Origin of the sequence: Bacteroides sp. 1_1_14 (assembly GCF_000162515.1) — a bacterium.
In the GTDB taxonomy this organism is placed as follows: Bacteria; Bacteroidota; Bacteroidia; order Bacteroidales; family Bacteroidaceae; genus Bacteroides; species Bacteroides thetaiotaomicron.
Map to the genome: position 1 here is coordinate 440,839 of NZ_GG774706.1, position 22,133 is coordinate 462,971.

Here is a 22,133-nt window from a genome sequence, read left to right on the forward strand (position 1 = left end):
ATTGGTTCTTCTCTTTGGAGAATATGTCTTGTCTAGAAGCTGAAGCTTAATCCTCCCAGGAAGTTAAGACCTTCTGTAGGATAGCCCAGATAATACTGGTATTTCTTATTGAGGATATTATTAATCCGGGCATACACGGATACTCCTTTGAACACATTATAGCTGGCTCCGGCATGTAGGTCGCTGACTGCTGCGGCTTTAATGCCTTCTACCTTTGTGCGTCCGATATAATCGTAACCGAGATTGATATTCAGTCCTGTGATCGGGCGGAAGTCTGCGCTGAAATTAATTTCGCAGGCGGGTTTCATATACAGGCTGTATTTTTCTTTCGCATCCCAGTTACGGTAAGTTCCAGCAGCGGACAATGCAATGAGGTCTTTGTATTCATAGCTGATCTTCATACCAGCGTAGAAGTTGTTGGCATTGCTAAATTCCAGATTCAGATATTGATGTGCTGTGACCGGGGACGAGGAATTCCCTTCCTGAGCATCACCAGCAAGTGAGGGATCATAGTTGACAAATGTTTCTTCCTGCACCTCAAAGAAATCGTCTTTCAAATCCTGATAACCGCCATACAGATTAATCCATAATCCGGGATAAGGACTCGCTTTAAATCCTATTGCTGCATTCAGCTGTTCGTACGTATCGAGAATAGGGGCTGCCGGCAAGGCATAAGGACAGATCGTTTCCAGTCTGCGGAAATCGTTGACCAGTTTGCCTCCGGTAGCTTGCGCATAGAGTACGTAGCTGTCGGAGAAGATATACTGTGCTGTTACATCCGGAGACACGCGGAATGATTTACCGCTGCCGAATGAGAGATCTACATTGGCTCCTGCACGCAGATTCCAGCTGTCGCTGCTAAGTTTATAATGCGGATTCAGTGCCAGAGTGGTACGGTTCTCATATACCTGGAGGTCGTCAGCAAGTTTCAGGTCTTTATTGTAGATGAGATTACGCATGTCCAATCCGATGTTGATGCTCTGTTCGTCGCTGATAGCGCCGCTGATCAATCCTTTGGTATGCACTTGTGTTTCTCCGACTTTGTCATTGAAAAAGAAAGTGTTATTGTTCTGACGGTTGTACATCATCAGATTGGTTTCCGCTTCGAACTGTATGGGATAATTTTCATCTGTCGATTTTACTCCCAGATGGAAGTCTCCTGAAGTAAACTTCTGCTTGCCGGGCTGAACCGGAGAAAGGTTGAAATTGCTGAGTCCGAAATTAGCGGCGATGTTGAAATCTACCTTGTTGAACTGGTGGATATAATCGATATTCGCACGGGTACGGTAATAATAAGCGTTCCATTTCGTGTCTGCTTCCGGCATAGTCAGTTTGCCATCCATTCCGTCCATCTGAAAGCGGACGTTCAACTTGTCCCTGTCCGACAGACGGAACAGGTAATTGGCAAGGAGATCCAGATTACCGTAGTTTCCATATCCGGCGCGTATATATCCGGGCTTGCTGCCGGGCTGCACTTCCGTTCCTACATAGGGACGCATTAGGTCGGCAGGAATAGAGGTAGCCGGGAAGAAAGTAGTGGCATATTCCACTTCCTTTTTGCTGACGGTAGGTTCTTCCACTTTGGGCAGCACATTCACTTTGGAAGCATCCAGAATGTCGGGATTATATTCCTGTTCTACGACGACCGTGCGGTTCATGGTCGTATCTTTCGGCTGAGTATTCTGTGCCTGGAGGTTGAACGGCATCAGAAATGCCAGTGTAAAGCCTCCTGCTATATAAAGAGTTCGTTTCATACTTTTCAATCTTTACTTGTTTAGTTTCTTTAGTCTGTCTTCAATCATGCTCTCGATATCGTCATTGCCCTGGTAATTCTGTTGCAGACTCAGCAGATACTGGCGTGCGTCGAGGTCTTTACCCATAGCGACATATACGTCCGACAGGAGGACAAAGCTGCGTGCCAGCCAATAAGCGTGTGGCGTACTCTGTTCGATGTAGTTGAGCAGCTCTTTTTCTGCCGCCGCATATTCTTGGGCATCGTAAAGTGCTTGGGCAACCTGGTATTTAGCTTCGGCACCATAAGAATTACGGGTATCTTTGGCCAGTTCGCGGAAATCATCCAATGCTTTCTTGTCTGCTTTCTGATTCTTATAAGCCTTCGCACGATAATAAAGAGCTTCATTCTTCAGTTCCGGACTAAGCTTGGCTTCAGCCAGCACCTCGGTTGCTGCATGAATTGTTTCCACATCGTCTCTCAGCAGGAAGGCACAGCGCAGGATGCCGGTTTCGGCAAGCTGGCGGCGTTCTACATTGGTAGCTTTTTCTTTCAGCATCTTGTAGCTTGCCAGAGCTTCTGCCATCTGTTGCTGGTTGAACTGTACTTCCGCACGCATGATCAGCGCTTCTTCTGCGAATGGATTATTCGGATATTCAAGCAATTTTCCGGAGTGGAGGAGCACCATATCATAATTCTTCTGCTCATTTCCAATCTGGCAGAGGTAATAATGTGCATTCAGGCTAAATGCTCCTTCTGGGAAAGTTTGCAGATATTTATTAAGGCTGCTCTTGGCTTCTTCTGTTCTGCCACGTGCATAAATCTTTTCGGCAGCCGCATACGTAAGTGAGTCCTGTTCGCTGGCGTCAAAGCGGATGTGTCCCGGCATCGCATTGGCTAAAGCCGCAAATTCATCGATACGGTTCAAATCTACATAGATAGATTTCATATCGCGCATTGCCAGGCGGGCTTCTTCGCTGCCCGGATATTTCTCAATCACTTGTTTGTACGCATTGATTGCCTGGTCGAAGTTGCCGTTCTGATAATACAGCAAACCGATTTCAGCCGCAGCTTTCCGGCTGACGGGGCTTTCGGGATATTTCTCCAGCAATTCCTTGAAAGAGGTAATAGCCTGACCGTTGTTATCCATCAGTACATAAGAACGTCCTTTCTCGTAGATGGCATTCACTGCGTATGGAGAAGAAGGATATTTGCCGACCAGTCTGTTCAGAAGAGTGATCTTACCGGTATAGTCTTTCTGTAAACCGGATACCAGTGCCAGCTGATAGAATGAGTAATCGCCGGAAGGAGTATTCATTTGTTCGGCTTGCGAGTAGTAGTGCTTGGCTTCTTCAAAGTTGCGCACATTCAGATGACAGTCTCCGATACGGTTGTAGGCATCTGCAAGCGCTGTTCTGTTTTCGCCTTTTTCCAGTTGGATATACTTTTGGAAGTAATTGCTTGCCTGTGTATAGTCCTTACGATGGAAAGCAATGTATCCTAGGTTGTAGTTGGCGAGCGCATACATTTCATTATTGGGTTGCGTGGTCAGTTGCAGATAAGCGTTGAAATCGCGGGCGGCTTCCATCATCCGGTTGAGTCGGTAGTAAGATTCTCCGCACCAGTAATAAGCGTCCGCCTTTGTTTGGCGGTTGTACTGCCCGATGGCGATGGACTGGTTCAGATATTGGAGAGCCTGTTCGAAATTGGCATTGGCAAATGACTGTGTACCCAGTTGGAAGAGAATCTTTTGTTTGGCTTCCATGATTTGTGCACTCGGCTTGGCAATCCGTTCGATTGACTTTAAAGCAGCTTCGTAGCTGCGGGTATTCATATAAACTTCTACCAGATAGTTGCTTACTTTCTCGGCATACGGAGAAGTCGGGAATTCATTGAGGAATTTTTCAAAAGCAGTAACCGATTCACCGAAAGCGGAGTAGGATGTTTCGTGCAGGCAAAGTGCATAGTTGTAAGCGGCCTGTTCCTTAATCTGCAGGTTGGCGTTGGAGGCGGCTGCCTGTTCGAAAGCCATACGTGCCTTGTTTTTTCTGCCAGTTGCAGGTAAGAGAGTCCCATGTGCAGGTAAGCATTCTGGGTCAGTGCGTCGTTGGCGGTTGTCACTTGTCCCAGCATTTCGGCTGCTTTGGAGTAGACTTTTGTCTGGTAATAGGAGAGTCCCAGCATATAAAGTGCGTCCCGGCGGGGAGCAGAGTGATCTCTGTCCAGATAGCCGGTGAATGCTTCCACTGCCTGGTGATATTGTCCGAAATGGTAGTAAGCGTCTCCCAGAATGCGGTACATCTCGGCAGCGTGCTCGTTGTTCGGATAGGCCGACAGGTAGTTTTGTGCTACGATCTGCGCCTTATCATAGTTCTTTTTGATAGCATAGATTTCTGCTATGTAGTAAGGAACGAGTTCTTTGTACTTCGGGTCGTCCTGCAAAGGGAGGAAGTCTTTCAACGCTTCATCATAGCGCTTCTGAGTGTAGCGGATATAAGCGAGATAGTAACTGCAGTCCTTTGCATATTTGGGACTGCTGGCACGTAACGTTTCGAACCAGATGGCGGCTTCTTTCAGATTATCAGTCTTCATGTAGCAGGTTGCCAGTTGGTAGGTGCGGTCGTCGCGCTCCTCATTTCCCAGTAGATCGAGCCGTGTAGAATTAAAGAGTGCCAGGGCCTCATCATATTTCCCTTCGTAGAAGTAGCAGGAAGCCAGCAGTGAATAGATTCGGTTGGCATAGGGAGTATCCGGATAACGGTCGAGGTACTTGCGCAGTAACTCGATGCGGTTTTTGTCTTTCAGTTCATAAGCCGAACTGACTAACATATATTCTGCGTCCTGAAGGAGACTTGCTGTTGGCTTTTGCTTTACAAATGCTTTCAATGCAGGTATGGCAGCTGCATAATTTTTTTCCTGGAAAAGTTCTTTCCCTTCTTTATAAAGGTTGACAGGAGAGGTTATCTTTTCGCTTGTCTGTGCGGAGATGGCAATTGGTGCACAACACAACAAGGTGCAGATAATTCGTGATATTCTTTTCTTCATAATCTAGTGTTTTGACAAAAATACGACTATATCTTCCAACGAAAACCCTTTGAAAGTTATTTTATAATCATTTAAATCTTTATGTAAATTATCTCTCATCCATTTTGAATCCGAAATACTTATTCTTTTTGGACTCTTTTTTATCTTCCTGATGAGAGTAATTAAGTCTGATGTTGAATTTCATGTGATTGTTGTTTTATAATTATTGGTGGTTACAAAGATAATACGAATCTTAGTATTTTCCTCATTTAAAACGTTTTCTGATACCCAAAAGTTTAGTGCCCCTTTTAGTTAATTGTGTTGAGCCAGAAACTGTACAAGTCCCCGCCGAATGGAATCCAGCCCGAAATCTTCCGGACGTATCTCTGATAATGGCAGGAAGAAAGAATCTGCCACGTCATCCATTGCCGAGAAATGGCTCATGTCTTTTACGGTACAGAGAAAGAACATATCGAGCGTATGAACGGGAAAGCCGGAATAGATATAAATGTTCGGCAGGGAGAACTGATAGGTCGCTTTTTCTACCTTCAATCCTGTTTCCTCCCATACTTCCCTGCCTACTCCTTCTTCTCCTGTTTCGTTCATGTCGATAAATCCTCCGGGAAGGTCGAGTGTCCCTTTGGCCGGTTCTTTGGCACGGCGGCAGACCAGCAGTTCCTTTTTTTCATTCAGAATCAGTGCCACGGTAGCGGAAGACGGATTGAAATAATAAACAAAGCCGCAGTCTGTGCATTTCTTAGACTTCTCGTTGTTCACTTCGAAGTGCGGAGAACCGCATTCGGGACAGTACAGGAATTGGGCAAGAGGATGTTTCATCATAACTGATTTTATATAATAGATTGTTTGCCGACAAAAATATAAAATCTTTTCTTCAGATATGGAATAATGTGATTACAAAATGCTAAATACCCCGTCTTATTAGTATCATTAATAACAATCATATACAAATTAAAAGAATCAGACTATGAATAACAAAATGAATATTCCTTTATCAGGAATTATTCCTCCGTTGGTAACTCCCTTGTTGGACGATGATGTGTTGGATGTGGAAGGTTTGCAAAGATTGATCGAACATCTGATAGCAGGGGGAGTACATGCTCTTTTTGTGTTGGGAACTACCGGTGAATCACAGAGCCTCAGTTATAAATTGAGGATGGAAATGATTAAAAATACCTGCCGTATAGCGAAAGGACGGTTGCCGGTATTGGTATGTATTTCCGATACTTCGATTGTGGAGAGTGTGAACCTTGCCTGCCTTGCGGCAGATCATGGAGCCGATGCCGTCGTTTCCGCTCCTCCTTACTATTTTGCGACAGGTCAGCCCGAACTGATCGAGTTTTATGAGCATCTGCTGCCTCAGTTGCCGTTACCATTATTCTTGTATAATATGCCGACTCATACAAAGGTGAACTTTGCACCGGCTACGATTCAGCGGATAGCGGAGAATCCCGGCGTAATCGGTTTTAAAGACAGTTCGGCAAATACGGTTTATTTCCAGTCGGTGATGTATGCCATGAAAGATAATCCGGATTTCTCGATGCTGGTGGGACCGGAAGAAATTATGGCGGAATCCGTATTGCTGGGGGCTCATGGCGGCGTAAACGGTGGTGCGAATATGTTCCCCGAATTGTATGTGAGCTTATACAACGCTGCGAAGAATGCAGATATGGAAGAAGTGAGACGTTTGCAGGAAAAAGTAATGCAAATCAGTGCTACGATATATACGGTAGGGCAACATGGGTCCAGTTACCTGAAAGGTCTGAAATGTGCTCTCAGTCTACTTGGAATATGCAGCGATTATGTGGCTGCGCCTTTCCATAAGTTCGAACAACGGGAAAGAGGAAAAATATGGAAGGCACTTCAAAATTTGGGAGTTGATGTAGTGCTCAGGTAATTAATCAAGAAAAAATGAACGGCTATGTCTATTCTCGACATTATTATCTTTTTATTCTTCACGGGGGGAGTTGTTGTCTTCGGCTGCTCTTTCTTCAACAAGAAACGTTCGTCGGAGGAATTTACTTCGGCTGGACGTTCCCTTCCGGGTTGGGTTGTGGGAATGTCTATTTTCGCAACGTATGTAAGTAGTATCAGTTATCTGGCTTATCCGGGCAAGGCCTATATGTCCGATTGGAATGCTTTTGTATTCAGCTTGTCCATTCCGATAGCCTCGTATTTTGCTGCTAAATACTTTGTACCCTTTTATCGTTCTATCGGAAGCGTATCGGCTTACAGTTTTCTGGAAGAACGCTTTGGCCCCTGGGCGCGTGTATATGCGTCATCGTGTTATCTTTTGACGCAGGTTGCCCGGATGGGGTCTATTCTGTATCTGCTCGCATTGCCTATGAATGCCCTGCTGGGATGGGATATTAAGATGATTATCGCAGTAACCAGCGTTGCCATTATTGCCTATTCAATGCTGGGTGGTCTGAAAGCTGTGATATGGACGGAGGCGATTCAGGGATTTATTCTGATTGGTGGTGCGATAGCCTGCCTTTGTGTGCTGATGTTTAAAATACCCGAAGGGCCTGCGCAGGTATTTCAGATAGCCATTACTGACCAGAAATTCAGTTTGGGAAGTTTCGGCAGCAGTCTGACCGAGTCTACTTTCTGGGTATGCCTTATTTACGGTATATTTATCAATCTACAGAATTATGGTATCGATCAGAACTACGTACAGCGTTATCTGACGGCAAAGAGTGATAAACAGGCTAAGTTCTCCGCTCTCTTCGGAGGTTATTTGTTTATTCCGGTTTCTGCAGTGTTCTTTATGATAGGTACGGCATTGTATGCATATTACAAGACGTTTCCGGAACTGCTTCCGGCAGGGGTCGAGGGGGACGCGGTCTTTCCCTATTTTATTGTACATGCGCTTCCGACCGGACTTACCGGATTATTGATTGCCTCCATTTTTGCGGCGGGAATGAGTACGGTGGCTACAAGCATTACAAGTTCGGCTACTATCATTCTGACGGACTATTATGCCCGTTATATAAATAAGAAACCGACAGAAAAACAATCGGTGAGAGCCTTGTATGTTTCGAATGTACTGATCGGAATAATCGGTATTTTCATAGCGCTGGCATTTCTGAACGTAGAGAGTGCGCTGGATGCCTGGTGGGCTTTGTCCTCCATTTTCAGCGGTGGTATGCTGGGACTCTTCCTACTGGGGTATATTTCAAAGAAGGCGCGGAATGTTGACGCCGTTTTGGGAGTGATCTGTGGCATTATCGTTGTCGTCTGGATGAGCTTATCTCCTATCTTCTTTAAAGATGGTTTTATGAGCGAATATGCAAGCCCGTTTCATGCTAACCTGACTATTGTCTTCGGAACCATTGTTATCTTTTTGGCAGGCTTTCTCAGTATGTGTTTACTGAAAACAAAGAAGTAGAAGAAGGCAGCTTCACTGGCAGGCATATTGGTTTCATCTATTATCCGATAGAATTATTCGATTGGACTTTTTTTGCAAAGGCGGGGTTTCCGCCTTTATCTTTGCATCAGAAACAAAAAACAAAACGATGTTTCTGATGTTATAAGTCAAATCAATTAATAACAATAAAAGCAATAAAGAGTATGGAACCAATTTTAAATTCTCAACTTCCTGAATTCAGTGTTCAGGCTTTTCAAAACGGAGCTTTCAAGACAGTAACCAACAACGACCTGAAAGGTAAATGGGCAATCCTTTTCTTCTACCCTGCAGACTTTACATTTGTATGTCCGACAGAATTGGTAGATATGGCTGACAAATATGCTCAGTTCCAGGAAATGGGTGTGGAAATCTACTCGGTAAGTACTGACTCGCATTTCGTACACAAAGCCTGGCATGATGCTTCCGAAAGTATCCGTAAGATCAAATACCCGATGCTGGCAGACCCGACAGGCGCTTTGAGCCGTGCACTGGGTGTATATATCGAAGAAGAAGGTATGGCTTACCGCGGTACATTCGTAGTAAACCCGGAAGGAAAGATTAAAGTGGTGGAACTGAATGATAACAATATTGGTCGTGACGCCAGCGAATTACTTCGCAAAGTAGAAGCCGCACAGTTTGTGGCTACTCACGACGGAGAAGTTTGCCCGGCTAAATGGAAGAAGGGCGAATCTACTCTGAAGCCAAGCATTGACCTTGTCGGTAAGATTTGATAGATCTTGATAATGTGTGTGAAGGGCCGGTAACGGAGACGCTGCCGGCCCTTCTTTTAAAAGAATGAAAGGAGAAAGAGAGATGTTAGAACCTGCATTAAAAGAACAACTGAAGGGTATTTTTGCCGGACTGGAGGCTGACTTTACCTTTGATATATCCGTATCAGCCAGTCATGAAAGCCGTGCCGAATTGCTGGAATTGCTGAGCGATGTAGCCGAATGTTCCGATCACATTACTTGTATGGTAAATGAAGGAAGCGGACTTAAATTTACGATAGGAAAGAATGGTAAACCTACAGGAATTACTTTCCGTGCTATCCCCAACGGACATGAGTTTACTTCTTTATTACTCGCCATCCTGAATCTGGACGGTAAGGGAAAGAATTTTCCGGATGAGGCTGTCTGCAACCGTGTGAAAGCCTTGAAGGGTCCGATACACTTAGTGACCTATGTCTCACTGACTTGTACCAACTGTCCGGATGTAGTTCAGGCATTGAATGCAATGACCACACTGAATCCTTCCATTACTCATGAAATGGTTGACGGTGCACTGTATCAGGATGAAGTGGATGCCTTGAAGATACAAGGCGTACCTTCTGTATTTGCCGATGGAAAACTGCTTCATGTAGGTCGTGGCGAATTTGGTGAATTGCTTGCTAAACTGGAAGCGCAATACGGTATTGATGAAACCAAGGTGGAGACGGAAGTGAAGGAATATGATGTTATCGTAGCCGGTGGCGGTCCTGCCGGAGTATCGGCAGCCATCTATTCTGCCCGTAAAGGCTTGCGCGTGGCGATTGTTGCCGAGCGTGTCGGCGGACAGGTGAAAGAGACGGTAGGCATTGAGAATCTGATTTCGGTTCCCGAAACAACAGGAAGCGAACTTGCCGATAATCTGAAAACGCATCTTCTGCGTTATCCTGTTGATTTGTTGGAACAGCGTAAGATAGAAAAGGTAGAACTTGCCGGAAAAGATAAACTGGTAACTACTTCCGTAGGAGAGAAATTCATTGCTCCTGCATTGATTATCGCTACAGGTGCAAGCTGGCGAAAACTGAATGTTCCCGGCGAGAACGATTATATCGGGCGTGGAGTCGCTTTCTGTCCTCATTGCGACGGTCCTTTCTATAAAGGAAAGCAGGTTGCGGTAGTGGGCGGTGGAAACTCCGGCATCGAGGCAGCCATTGACTTGGCAGGTATCTGTTCTAAAGTCACCGTCTTTGAATTTATGGATGAACTGAAAGCGGATAATGTCCTTCAGGAAAGACTTAAATCTCTGCCGAATGTGGAAGTATTCGTGAGTTCGCAAACGACAGAAGTAATCGGTAATGGCGATAAACTGACAGCCTTGCGCATCAAAGACCGTAAGACGGAAGAAGAACGTTTGGTAGAACTGGACGGAGTATTCGTGCAGATCGGACTTTCCGCCAATAGCAGCGTTTTCCGTGATATTGTGGAAACAAACCGACCGGGTGAAATCGTTATCGATGCGCATTGCCGTACCAATGTGACGGGAATCTATGCAGCCGGAGACGTATCGACCGTACCTTACAAACAGATTATTATTTCTATGGGCGAAGGTGCGAAAGCTGCCCTTTCTGCCTTTGATGACCGCGTGCGGGGGCTGATTGTATAAGTAATGGCCACAGAGATTGTAAAAAGTCTCTTGTGGCTTTTATTTTTTTCTTACCTTTGTGATTCTAATATTTAACCCCCAATGAGAAACATGAAAAAGATATTCTTACTGATTTCCGCGATCTTGTTAATTGTTCCGGTGCAGGCTCAGCGTACGTTGAGACTGATGACCTATAACATTAAAAATGCAACAGGCATGGATGGTGTCTGTGACTTCCAGCGTATTGCAAATGTGATTAATAACGCTTCTCCTGATGTGGTAGCCGTGCAGGAAGTAGATAGCGTGACCAATCGGAGTAATCAGAAATATGTATTAGGTGAGATAGCCGAGCGGACGCAGATGTATGCCTGCTTTGCTCCGGCTATAGATTATGATGGCGGAAAATACGGAATCGGTCTGCTGTCAAAGAAAGCTCCGCTTCACTTGCAGGCTATAGCTTTGCCCGGCAGGGAAGAAGCCCGTGCATTGATCTTAGCGGAGTTTGAAGATTATATTTACTGTTGCACTCATTTATCCCTTACGGAAGAAGACCGGATGAAGTCATTGGAGATTCTGAAAACTTTTGCTGCTTCCTATAAAAAGCCTCTTTTTCTGGCAGGAGACATGAATGCGGAGCCGGAATCGGATTTTATCAAAGAGTTGCAGAAAGAATTTCGGATACTCTCTAATCCCAAACAACACACTTTTCCTGCTCCCGCCCCAAAGGAGACTATTGATTACGTGGCGGCTTTTAAGCAGAATGATAAAGGATTTGCCGTCGTCTCTTCGGAAGTGGTGAATGAACCTGTAGCATCCGATCATCGCCCTATTGTTGTGGAACTGCGCACAGCCGAAAAGGCGGATAAGATATTCCGTACTAAACCCTATTTGCAGAATCCGGTTGGAAATGGAATGACCGTGATGTGGGAAACCACTGTTCCTGCTTATTGTTGGGTAGAATACGGTACGGATACGACTCAATTAAAGCGTGCGCGTACTATTGTTGACGGACAGGTAGTCTGCAATAACAAGTTACATAAAATACGGCTGGATGATTTGCAGCCCGGTCAAAAGTATTATTATCGTGTCTGTTCACAAGAAATGTTGCTTTATCAGGCATATAAGAAAGTTTTCGGAAATACTGCCCGTTCTGCTTTCAGTGAATTTACTCTGCCTGTAACCGGTACGGATTCTTTTACTGCTGTTGTGTTCAATGATCTGCATCAGCATACCCATACTTTCCGGGCTTTGTGCAGGCAAATTCAAGATATTGACTATGATTTTGTTGTTTTCAACGGTGACTGTGTAGACGACCCGGCAAGTCATGATCAGGCAACTGCCTTTATCAGTGAACTGACCGAAGGAGTGCACGGAGATTGTATCCCGACTTTCTTTATGCGGGGGAATCACGAAATCCGGAACGCTTATTCTATCGGTTTGCGTGACCATTTCGATTATGTAGGTGACAAGACTTATGGCTCTTTCAACTGGGGAGATACCCGTATTGTCATGCTGGACTGTGGAGAAGACAAAACAGACGATCATTGGGTCTATTATGATTTGAATGATTTCACCCAGTTACGTAATGAACAGGTCGGTTTTCTGAAGAAAGAACTGGCTGCCAAAGAATTTAAGAAAGCGAAGAAACGTATCCTTCTGCACCATATCCCTCTTTATGGTAATGATGGAAAGAATCTTTGTACTGAACTATGGACTAAGCTGCTGGAAAAAGCTCCTTTTGATATCTGTCTGAATGCTCATACTCATAAGTATGCTTATCACCCGAAAGGTGAATTGGGGAATCATTATCCGGTTATTATAGGTGGAGGATATAAGATGGAGGGTGCTACCGTGATGATTCTTGAGAAGAAGAAGGAAGAACTCAGAGTCAGGGTGTTGAATGCAAAGGGAGAAACTTTGTTGGATATAACGGTCTGAATAATGTATATGATAGTTTGAATCATAGAATTGAATTTCACCCCAAAAGTTTAGTTTCTAACTTTTGGGGTGATTCTTTTTATATTGATAATACCTAATAGTTCCTTTACCTCTTTTTTATTTTAGCTTCCTCCTGAGATGACAATGAATGTCAGGCCCAAAATGAATAATATAAACATGACTCCCAAAAGTCTGTTTGTCGCTTTGGAGCTACCGGTAAATTCTTTCCAGATGAAAACACCCCAAAGGGCAGCAATCATCGGTGCTCCTTGTCCAAGTGCATAAGAAATGGCTGCTCCCGCTTTTCCTGCGGCAATGTAGCTTAATGCCGTACCTAATCCCCAGATGCATCCTCCGAGAATTCCGACCATGTGTGTACTTGCTTTTCCGGCAAAGTATTCCTTGTAAGTGACGGGTAGACCAACGAACGGACGCTTCATCACAAGTGTATTGAAGAGGAAGTTGCTTAGGAAGATTCCGATAGCAAAGATGAAGAATGCAGTATAAGGAGTTGCCATTCCGGTTGTCGGTGATTCAAAGTTGTTCAAATCCATGGCAGCGGCGACAAACCGGTAAAAGAATGACATCAGTATACCGGCAATAGCAGCAAGAATAATTCCCTTTTTGCTGTTATTGGTTCCCGCCTTTTGATTCTTACCGGCTGCAATACCGTTGCAAATGATGGCGATAACAATCAGCACGACTCCTGTGAATAGCCAGAACGGATCTCCTTTGGGAGAGCTGAAATAATTAATGAATACTCCCGATACCAATGCCAGTCCTACTCCCAATGGAAAAGCTACCGCCATTCCGGCAATGGATACAGAGGCGGAAAGGAGAATATTGGAAGCATTGAAAATAGCTCCTCCGATAAGTGCACTGGCAATATATGCCGCTTCCACTTGTTGGATGTCTTCCAGAAAACCTCTTCCCGAATCTCCGAAACTTCCTAGTGTGAATACCAGAAGTAGGGCGAACAGCAAGATGCCGATGGTGTAGTCCCAATAATAAAGTTCATAACGCCAATTCTTACTGGCCAGTTTTTGGGTATTTCCCCACGATCCCCAGCATATCATTGTGATAAAGCAGAAGATAATAGCTAAGGTGTAACTATTGACTATATACATAATGATTTTTTTTAAGATTTCAATTCTCTTTTCCTGTCACTTGTCTTATAAGTGCGTTGCGGGTTGCCCGAATATTTTCTTCCCCTTGAATAGTGAGATATTGGTGTTTACCGCTTTCAGAAGGAGAAAAAATACTTTGTCCGATACTGTCTATGGTGATTGTTCCCTTCTCGGATAAATTGAAATAATTATTCCCCGGTTCTATGGCTTGTAGCACGGATGTCAAATCCCATGTTTCTCTGTCATATGGCATTTCCTGATATATTTTATATGATACGCACAGAGGATGTTTATAACTGCCGGCAAAATCATTTAATATACTTTGATGAGGATATCGAATTTTGTTTCCTAGTTCCCATCCGCTGGCAATAATTGGAGTAGGCCATTCTTTGAAAGTAATTTGGGCTGCATTCAGATCATTAACAATGTTCCATTCAGGGAAGTCGAATTCATTACCATAGAGTCCTCCCATGACAGATAGTAATTTTACCTTTTGTGCTACCAAGGCTTTTCCATCCAGCTCGCTGTATTCATCTGCTTCCGAGATAAGCAAACGGGCTAGATTTGTTTCCGGGCCTAAGGCTATAAATACCACAGAATGATCTTCTTGCTCTGCCAGCAATTTACGCAACAGTTTATATCCTTCCAGAATATGATCTTTTAGGCTTCTTTTTGGATGTAATATTTTATTGTTGTCAATAATAGTATCCAGCGTTTGGCGGAGATAATGTCCGTCGTCTGTATTCATCCCATTATAAGCATAACCTAAAGGTATGTCGTATTTGTCGTTGAAACGACAATAAGCGTCAATATATTCCAGTGAATAAGGATTACACTTGCTTATAGTGATACCTAGCAAATCAATTTTTCCTTTTTTCTCATAATTAAGCAGCATTTGCATGGCTAAAACATCATCGATATCATTTCCAACATCCGTGTCGAGTATGACAGGAATTGCAGAAGTAGTCTCTTTCTGTTGTGCACAGGAACAGAATAAAGAGACGGTTATTAGAATGATTGCTATATATTTGAACATATCTTGGGTTTTTATAAGTTATTTCCAATATTCTCAATTGTATTGCTGGTTAATGATTGTTGCGAGGAATAATTTACTTTATAAAGTACGCCTCCTTTAGCATGGAGAGTCTGATTTTCTAAAGTTGCAGTTCCTTCTTTGGTAAATGTGCCATTTACATCATATCTTCCGGAAATGGTTTCTCCAAATTTACCATTCTCTAGTTTGAATTGAGAGTCATTCAAACTATAAATCAGTAAATAATTGTGCATATCTAATACGAAACCTAAAGAAGCATTATTTGTCTGGAATGTGATTTGTGCTCCAGTAGTACATATTAGTTGTTCTAATTTGTCTTTTGGCTGATTATCGTTAATATTAAATGCTGCAAAGTTCTCCGGTTTTACTTTGGCAACATCTATATAAGCTGCCGCCAAGCCTTTTATGAGACTACGAGTAGGAGGTGTAAAATCTTTTTCTTGTAAATCCCATGTATAAATTCCGTGGTCAATTTGGTCCGGTTCGGTGGTGTTGTTGATAAAGAAGTTACTGGTAGCCAAATCGTAAATATCATAGCCTCCTCCTAATGCGAAAGATGTCAAGATAAGACTCGGACTGTTTGCATAACTACCTTTGTTCTCGGCAACCAGCGCATAATTTCCTGCAATTGATGCGTATGCCATGACTTCATTTTTGAGATGTTTAACATTATCTTTATAAGCATCAACGCCAATGAAATCAATGCCTTGAAGATCGAATACATCTTTGGGGCGAGCATTAGTAGCCTCTGGAAATGGATTAATACCATCACCGTAAATTAGATTGACACGAGTTACTACTCTGTAAGAACTGTTTTTTACAGCTTTTCCTACAGTATTTAATGCATTTGTGATCATTGTCCAGGCCTTCTCTTTGCTTAGAGGGGTCCCATCCCGATATTTTAAATCTTTTTGGTCGATTCTCCAGCGCATTAACGCATCAGGTTCATTATGGATCTGAGCTGATATAACGGGGTGCTTGTCTCCATTTTGAGAATCCCAGTATCGGATGTGGTTAAATAAGGCGGTGATGGCTTTGGTTTCTCTCTCCAGTATCCATTCATCATCAAGAATCATGGTGTATTGATAACCATAATAGTTCCAAAAATTTCCTTCATCATTCCGGCTGAGCCTTTTGTTATATTCTTGAAGCACATATTGAGGTATCAGGTAGGAGAATGAATCTCCTACCATATTCGTACTGAACCAAAGTAATTCCATTTTCAAATTATACTTGTTGACGAACTGCAAGATTGAGTTTACGATACTATAATCGTACTTGTTTTCTTTAGGCTCTACCATATTCCATGAAATTGGAATTTGTACACAATTTAGTCCCAGTTCCTGAGCTTTCTTGAAGTAGTTTTCCACTTCATTAATAGTCATCTTGTCACAATTGAGAAGGGCATCAAGGCGTATTTGTGCACCAAGAAACGGAAAAGGTTTACCGTCAACAGAAACATATGTTTTGTTGTTTTCAGTCACTAGTTTACTTACTTCTATTTGAGAAAGTATTGGTTCGACGTATGTTTCATTATTATTGTCAGAACAAGCTGTTGCGAATAATGAAGAGAAAACCAGTGCGTAAGTTAGTATTATCATTCTTTTATACATAATTGGTCTTTGTTAAATTAGTAGATTATTGGATTATTGCGGGGTTCCTCCTCCTGTCATAGGCCAGCCCGGATTCTGATAGATAGGAGAAGAATCCAAATCACCTCCGGATGAAGTAACCAGAAAATGTTCTGCTGCTATCGGATCGAGATAGTGTGCCATATTCCATTTATAGCCGTTGTAAACAATGTTATTGGCTGTGATGTGATAAGGAGCAAGATAAGTACTGAAGCTACGTGGTGAAACATTTTCTCCTTCTTTAAGAATGGAGTTGCCGTTAGAATCTTTATACCAGTCCCAGCCATACATTTCCTGCCATAAATTCATTCCTAGGATATGGTAGGGTTTGGTAATCATCTGGTCCATTGAACGCCATCTATGTAAGTCCATGCTACGTAAACCTTCCGCCATCAACTCACATCTTCGTTCACGGCGGATATTATAACGTGTGGCATCAATAATTTCTCCGCCGGAATATGCCCCCCAATCAGTTTCTGCTTCTTTTGACATATCTGTAAGCCTGATTGTTTTGGTATAGTCCTCATCAATGCCGGCTCTGCGACGAATCGCTTTCCAGTACTTTTCTGCATAGGAGTCGAGTGAACCATGCAATTCATAATAAGCTTCTATATAGTTGAGATAGGCTTCGGCTGTACGGAATATGATAGAACCGACAATACTTTGAGTGTTATTTGTGTATTTCCCGTCAGGGTTTAATCCTTTGCGTAAGGCATAGCCTGTATTGTACTTTTCTGTAACAGAAGAGGCGGTTATATTGGGTCCCCATTCTTCTACTACCCCATGATCTCCTGCCTGAGTATGCAAATTTTTCTGTCCTGGCTTTTTGATGAAGATGTCTGCACGGGTATCCCTGTTTTTAGTGATATGAATGATATTATTATCTCCCCAATAAGATGAGTTTTCATCTGCCCACATCGGGGATGCATAAATAGGTTCTCCATTTTTAAGAATAAAGGCGTCAATCATGCTTTTAGTAGTGCCTACTCCATTGTTGCCGACACATCCGTATTGACAAACTTCATTTGCCACTCCTAATCCTGTGTTGTAGCGCCTCCATAAAAGTACTTCATTGTATTTCTCCATGTCAATATCGCAGAACATACTGAAATAAGGATTTTCAGGTTCCGAAGAAGTTTGTGGGAATACTCCTGTATTGGCAGTTAATATATTATATTTTTCTGCTATGATTTGTGCCGCTTTAATAGCTTCATCAAAGAAGAACTCTGATTCTTTTTCAATACTTCCGGATTTAAATGAGTAATTAGCATTATAATCTTTATTTGCTCCCGGCCATCCCGGTCCATTGGGTACAAAAGCTGTTCCTTTAAAATTCTTCAGCCATGAGCCTTCGTAAAGTGCGACCCTTGACTTGAGAAGGATAGCGCAGTCTTTGCTTAGCCGGTTCTTACCTCCGGAAGGAGCTATGTTTTGCATCATTTCTATAGCTTTGTCCAGATCAGATAAGATAAATCTGGCTACTTCATTTCGGGGGGCTCGTTTGCTGATTTCTATCAGAGCTTCACGTTCATTAGGATAAGTTTTAGTAATAATAGGAAAGTCGCCTAATGATTTTAATCTTTCAAAATACATGAAAGCTCTGAAGAAATACATTTCTCCGATATAGTGTTTGATATTGGTCGTGTTTCCGACAATGGCATTGTTTTCATACGATGGAAGCACATTTTCAAAGAAATAATTGCATCGGTAAATATCAGCGAAATACCATGAGCCTCCTTCTTGTCCTACTTTCCAGTATCCGGGTGCATACATTACGTTAGGTTGCATACCGGCCATATTATCTGTGTTATTGTCAATTTCAAAAGTTCCATATCCATAGGTGCCATGAGTAGGTAGCACTTGATATTGATCAGTAGCAAAAGCTGCAATATTACTTTCTGTTGTCAGATATTCATTTGGAGAAAGTTGATCAAGAGGTTCTTGATTTAGGAAATCATTGCAACTTGTCAAAAAGAGCACTCCGCTCAATAAGGTTGATATCGTAAGTCTTTTCATAATATCCTGTTTTTAGAATGTGACATTTAATCCAAAAGAGAATGTTCGGGATAGTGGGTAAACGTTTCCGTGTCCCCAACTACCGCCTTCGATTGATTCGGGGTCGAAGAAGTCAATAAGGCTCGTAATGGTGAACAAGTTTTCACCGGATGCGAATATCCTAAGGTGCTGCATTCCCATTTTTTGTACGATGTTGTGTGGCAAGCTATATCCTATCTGCAGATTCTTCAGACGTAGATAAGATGCATCTTGTAAATATTTAGTTTGTGATTGCTGGTTTTTATCGGTGTTGAATAAGGGTCTTGGATAGTAGGAATTCAGATTCGTTCCCAATGGACTGGCTTCGTCATTTCGGAAATAATCATCGTGTCCTTTTAGTGCTGTGGAAAACCAGGGCCCTTGTCTACCGTTTGCACCCCAGAAGTAGTAACTACCCTGAAAATAATCTCTTTTCAATGTTCCTTGCCAGAACATTCTGATATCGAATCCTTTCCAATCGGCGGCTAATTCCAGTCCTACATTATATCGGGGCGTGGAGTTACCTATTCTTTTTAAATCACCGTGATCTTGTAAGGTGCGGCTTCCGGCATCAATTTTTCCGTCTTCATTCAGATCTTTATACATAATGTCTCCGGCTTTCCAGTCTTGTCCGAGATTACTTTGTCCACCGTTGATTAATCTTCCGATGTGTTCGGCCATTTCCTGGTCAGATTGTGCAATGCCTATCGTTTCATATCCCCATATTTCACCCACGTATTTTCCGGCATAAAATCCATCTATCAGTCCGGAAGGATTTGAATAACGAGTAATCTTGGTACGACTGTCGGCAAGTGTAAAGCGGGCACTATAATTCAATCCATTATTTAACCGGTCTTTCCACATTAGTTCCAGTTCCCATCCGAATGTTTTAAGATTTGTATTATTGGAACTGGGAACGGCTGTTCCAAGGACTACAGGCAATTTCTCCGAAGGGCCGACCATATCGTCAGTTTTACGAATGTAATAATCAAAAGAGCCGGTTAGCCGATTGTTAAACAGGCCAAAGTCAACTCCGGCATTCCATGTACGGATTTTCTCCCAGGAGAGATTATAGCTGACGAGTGAAGGTGCCCAGGCAATATTGGCTAATGTTCCGTCAATGATCCATGATCCTGTTCCTGTACCGATTGTAGAATAAGTCGGATATAAAGAAGATGTATTTTGGTTACCCAAACTACCATAAGAGGCTCTGACCTTAAATGTGTTGACAACTTTGCTGACAGGCAGGAAGAATTTTTCTCTGGCTATGTTCCAGCCTACTGATGCGGAAGGGAAAAATCCCCAACGACTGTCACTACGAAATCGTGAGGAACCGTCATAGCGTAGATTTACTTCCAGAAGATATTTTTCCAGGTAATCATAATTCAATCTGCCGAAGAATCCGGCGGTAGCCCATCTGTTGTGTCCACCTGCTACATTCGGAGCAACTTTTTGGTTATTTGAATCCATTCCGGTAGAAGTGTTGATAGTCGGTTTTCCCGGATAAATGACTCCTAGCTTCTCAGCAGCTATATCTTTATAATTATTTTGTTCGGCTTGAAACCCGAAAAGAACTTTCATATTATGTGATTTTGCAAAGGTCTTTGCATAATCTGTATAGAGATTTACATTAAAATAATCGCTGGCATAAGTGCCTTCATGTACTTGGGAATCGTTATTCCATGTATTGCCCTTAGTCTTTCCGTCAACACCTGTCTGATGAACAGTTAAGTAATCCCAGTGTGAATATTGTGTATTGTATCGATAGCTTAAATCTCCAATCAGTCGCCACCCTTTGATAGGTTCTACCGTTATATTCAGTTGTTGGTAGAGCCAAGTGTTTCGTTCTTGTTTTTCACCTCCGTTTTGCATTTGGAGCACATGGTCGTCATATAGAATACCATTTGGGTCATAGAGAGGTTTGGTAGGCCAACATTGGCGTCCGATTTCGGCAAAAAAACTTTCATTAAGATGTGTCGGCTGTACATAGTCACTTCTGATAAAGCGAGTATTGAATCCGACTGATACTATTTTTGATAATTGTGCGTTGATTTTTGCAGATGCAGTATATCTGTTTGAGTATTCATCTCCGATTCTGAGCTCTCCATCCTGACCTAAATAGTTCGCTGATAAATAGTATTGTATTTTGTCTGTCCCGCCAGTAACGCTGATATTGTGCTCGTGTGCAAAGACATTGTCTTTGAAAAAATAGTCATAATAATCAATATTATCATTTCCTTGTGAATATCCGTCTGCCCATAACGAAGGATTATTGGGCACGGGGATGGTAGAATCGGTAATCTTGCCGGCCATATAGTCTTTGATGCGGTTTATCCTTTCTTCCGAGACCCAGTTGTAAGGTCCCCATCCGGAATTGGCAGCTGCATCATTATAGTATAAGGAGAACGTGTAAGAGTCTAATGAAGAAGGCATGTTGATAGGGCTACTTACACGAAAACTGTTGTTGTAGTTAACTTGCGCTTTACCGGCCTTTCCTTTCTTGGTCGTTACTAAGATTACTCCGAATGGCGCTCTGGAACCATAAATAGAAGAAGCTGCCGCATCTTTCAGAACTGAAATAGATTCTATATCCTGCGGATTAATGGAATAAATATCTCCTTCCATACCATCTATCAAGACTAGGGCACTTCCTGTAGAACCTTCTCCGATAGTTCCGACTCCACGTACATTGATCGATTGTTTCTGATTGAGACCTCCTCCCTGATTGCTATAAATATTCAAACCGGGAACCTGTCCTTGTAATGCCTGGACTGCATTGGATACAGGGATTGCTTCGAAGGCTTTCGAGTCAATGACTCCGACAGAACCGGTTAAATTAATCTTCTTTTGGGTACCATAACCTACAACGATCACTTCATCCAATAAATTGTCGTCAACTCCCAGTGTTACGTTTATCATTTTTCTATCACCTACTGTAAACTGGACTGTTTTAAATCCGATGTAACTGAATTCAATAGTTGAACTTGGATCCGCTTTCACTTGGTAGTGTCCGTTAAAGTCAGTGACGGTTCCGGATACTATATTCCCATCTTTTACTTTTATGGAAACTCCCAGTAGAGGTTCTCCATTATTATCTTTTACTGTTCCGGATACATAATTCTGAGCATATGTATTCATTGAACATAAAAGTAGGTAGCCCAGCAGGCAGATAAGCTTATGACTTGAGTTATAAGTTATCAGGTGGACAGCTTTCTTTAAGAGAGTAGAGTGTCGATTAGTTTTCATAATCCATGAAATTTAAAAGTTGAATGATAAGGCTAATTCTTTTTCTAACATGAAGTGTTTTACTTCATCGAGAGTAGGAATAGACGGTTGGGCACCAGAACGTGTAACAGCGATAGCTGCCGCGGCATTCGCAAAACTCAATGCATCTCGGTCTATTTCCCTTTGGGCACAAATTACAGCCAATGCACCACAGAACGTGTCACCTGCTGCAATAGTATCAATCGCATTTACTTTGTATCCGGGAAGCTGAATGATTTCTTTGTCGTTTTTCATATATACACCTTGACTTCCTAATGTGATCACAGCATTGCGTGCACCTGCCTGTAATAAGCTTAGAGCGATTTCTTCAAGATTATTTCCTGTATATTCAATTCCTGAGATGAAGGCTGCTTCCAGTTCATTGACGACTAGTATATCAATGGCTTTCATCAGCTCCTCATCAATCAGGCAGGCGGGTGCGGGATTAAACAATACCTTTTTACCTTTTTGTTTAGCCAGAAGAGCTATTCTTTTAATCGTTTCGTAAGGAATCTCGGCTTGCATAACTATGATATCTGCTTCGTCAATTACCTTT

The 22,133-nt window shown here is 42.7% G+C and carries 13 protein-coding genes and 1 pseudogene; 5 read left to right on the forward strand and 9 right to left on the reverse strand.

Translation table 11 applies throughout. The features are described 5' to 3' along the window. Positions 1 to 32: 32 nt before the first annotated feature. The 3 genes and pseudogenes from HMPREF9007_RS10990 to HMPREF9007_RS10980 form a co-directional block, all read right to left on the reverse strand. On the reverse strand, positions 33 to 1,754 hold the full coding sequence (locus HMPREF9007_RS10990; RefSeq protein ID WP_008761946.1) for a TonB-dependent receptor: 1,722 nt from the start codon (positions 1,752 to 1,754) through the stop codon (positions 33 to 35). Between the two features lie 12 nt (positions 1,755 to 1,766). Next, positions 1,767 to 4,777, reverse strand: a pseudogene (locus tag HMPREF9007_RS10985) (tetratricopeptide repeat protein). A gap of 291 nt (positions 4,778 to 5,068) precedes the next feature. After that, positions 5,069 to 5,593 carry an NUDIX domain-containing protein gene (locus tag HMPREF9007_RS10980; protein ID WP_016268914.1) on the reverse strand — a complete coding sequence of 175 codons (525 nt, stop codon included), beginning with the start codon at positions 5,591 to 5,593 and terminating at the stop codon, positions 5,069 to 5,071. A 148-nt stretch (positions 5,594 to 5,741) separates the two neighbouring features. Between HMPREF9007_RS10980 and HMPREF9007_RS10975 the strand changes: the two genes are divergently transcribed. The 5 genes from HMPREF9007_RS10975 (at position 5,742) to HMPREF9007_RS10955 (ending at position 12,467) form a co-directional block, all read left to right on the forward strand. Then, positions 5,742 to 6,671 carry a dihydrodipicolinate synthase family protein gene (locus HMPREF9007_RS10975; protein ID WP_008761948.1) on the forward strand — a complete coding sequence of 310 codons (930 nt, stop codon included), beginning with the start codon at positions 5,742 to 5,744 and terminating at the stop codon, positions 6,669 to 6,671. Between the two features lie 24 nt (positions 6,672 to 6,695). Then, entirely contained in the window at positions 6,696 to 8,165 is a 1,470-nt protein-coding gene (locus HMPREF9007_RS10970; protein ID WP_008761949.1) for a sodium:solute symporter, read from the forward strand. A 182-nt stretch (positions 8,166 to 8,347) separates the two neighbouring features. Next, positions 8,348 to 8,914: an alkyl hydroperoxide reductase subunit C gene (ahpC, locus tag HMPREF9007_RS10965; RefSeq protein ID WP_008761950.1), complete on the forward strand. Its 567-nt coding sequence runs from the start codon at positions 8,348 to 8,350 to the stop codon at positions 8,912 to 8,914. An 82-nt stretch (positions 8,915 to 8,996) separates the two neighbouring features. Then, the gene (gene ahpF, locus HMPREF9007_RS10960) at positions 8,997 to 10,550 is read left to right on the forward strand and encodes an alkyl hydroperoxide reductase subunit F (protein WP_008761951.1); all 1,554 of its coding nucleotides are present in this window, start codon (positions 8,997 to 8,999) and stop codon (positions 10,548 to 10,550) included. A gap of 90 nt (positions 10,551 to 10,640) precedes the next feature. Further along, a complete protein-coding gene (locus tag HMPREF9007_RS10955) occupies positions 10,641 to 12,467 on the forward strand; it encodes an endonuclease/exonuclease/phosphatase family protein (protein WP_032850444.1) in 1,827 nt (608 codons plus the stop codon). Positions 12,468 to 12,589: 122 nt separating this feature from the next. Here HMPREF9007_RS10955 and HMPREF9007_RS10950 read toward each other — a convergent pair whose 3' ends face one another. The 6 genes from HMPREF9007_RS10950 to HMPREF9007_RS27755 all read right to left on the reverse strand — a co-directional run. After that, positions 12,590 to 13,594, reverse strand: coding sequence for a GRP family sugar transporter (locus HMPREF9007_RS10950; RefSeq protein WP_008761953.1), 1,005 nt, complete (start codon positions 13,592 to 13,594; stop codon positions 12,590 to 12,592). 19 nt (positions 13,595 to 13,613) lie between these two features. Next, entirely contained in the window at positions 13,614 to 14,630 is a 1,017-nt protein-coding gene (locus HMPREF9007_RS10945) for a nucleoside hydrolase (RefSeq protein ID WP_008761954.1), read from the reverse strand. 11 nt (positions 14,631 to 14,641) lie between these two features. After that, positions 14,642 to 16,249, reverse strand: a complete 1,608-nt coding sequence (locus tag HMPREF9007_RS10940) for a DUF4969 domain-containing protein (RefSeq protein ID WP_234190701.1) — start codon at positions 16,247 to 16,249, stop codon at positions 14,642 to 14,644. Positions 16,250 to 16,294: 45 nt separating this feature from the next. Beyond that, the gene (locus tag HMPREF9007_RS10935; protein ID WP_008761956.1) at positions 16,295 to 18,295 is read right to left on the reverse strand and encodes a RagB/SusD family nutrient uptake outer membrane protein; all 2,001 of its coding nucleotides are present in this window, start codon (positions 18,293 to 18,295) and stop codon (positions 16,295 to 16,297) included. Between the two features lie 12 nt (positions 18,296 to 18,307). After that, entirely contained in the window at positions 18,308 to 21,559 is a 3,252-nt protein-coding gene (locus HMPREF9007_RS10930; protein ID WP_008761957.1) for a TonB-dependent receptor, read from the reverse strand. Between the two features lie 12 nt (positions 21,560 to 21,571). Next, the coding region (locus tag HMPREF9007_RS27755; protein WP_277754676.1) for a PfkB family carbohydrate kinase at positions 21,572 to 22,133 on the reverse strand (562 nt) is incomplete at its 5' end.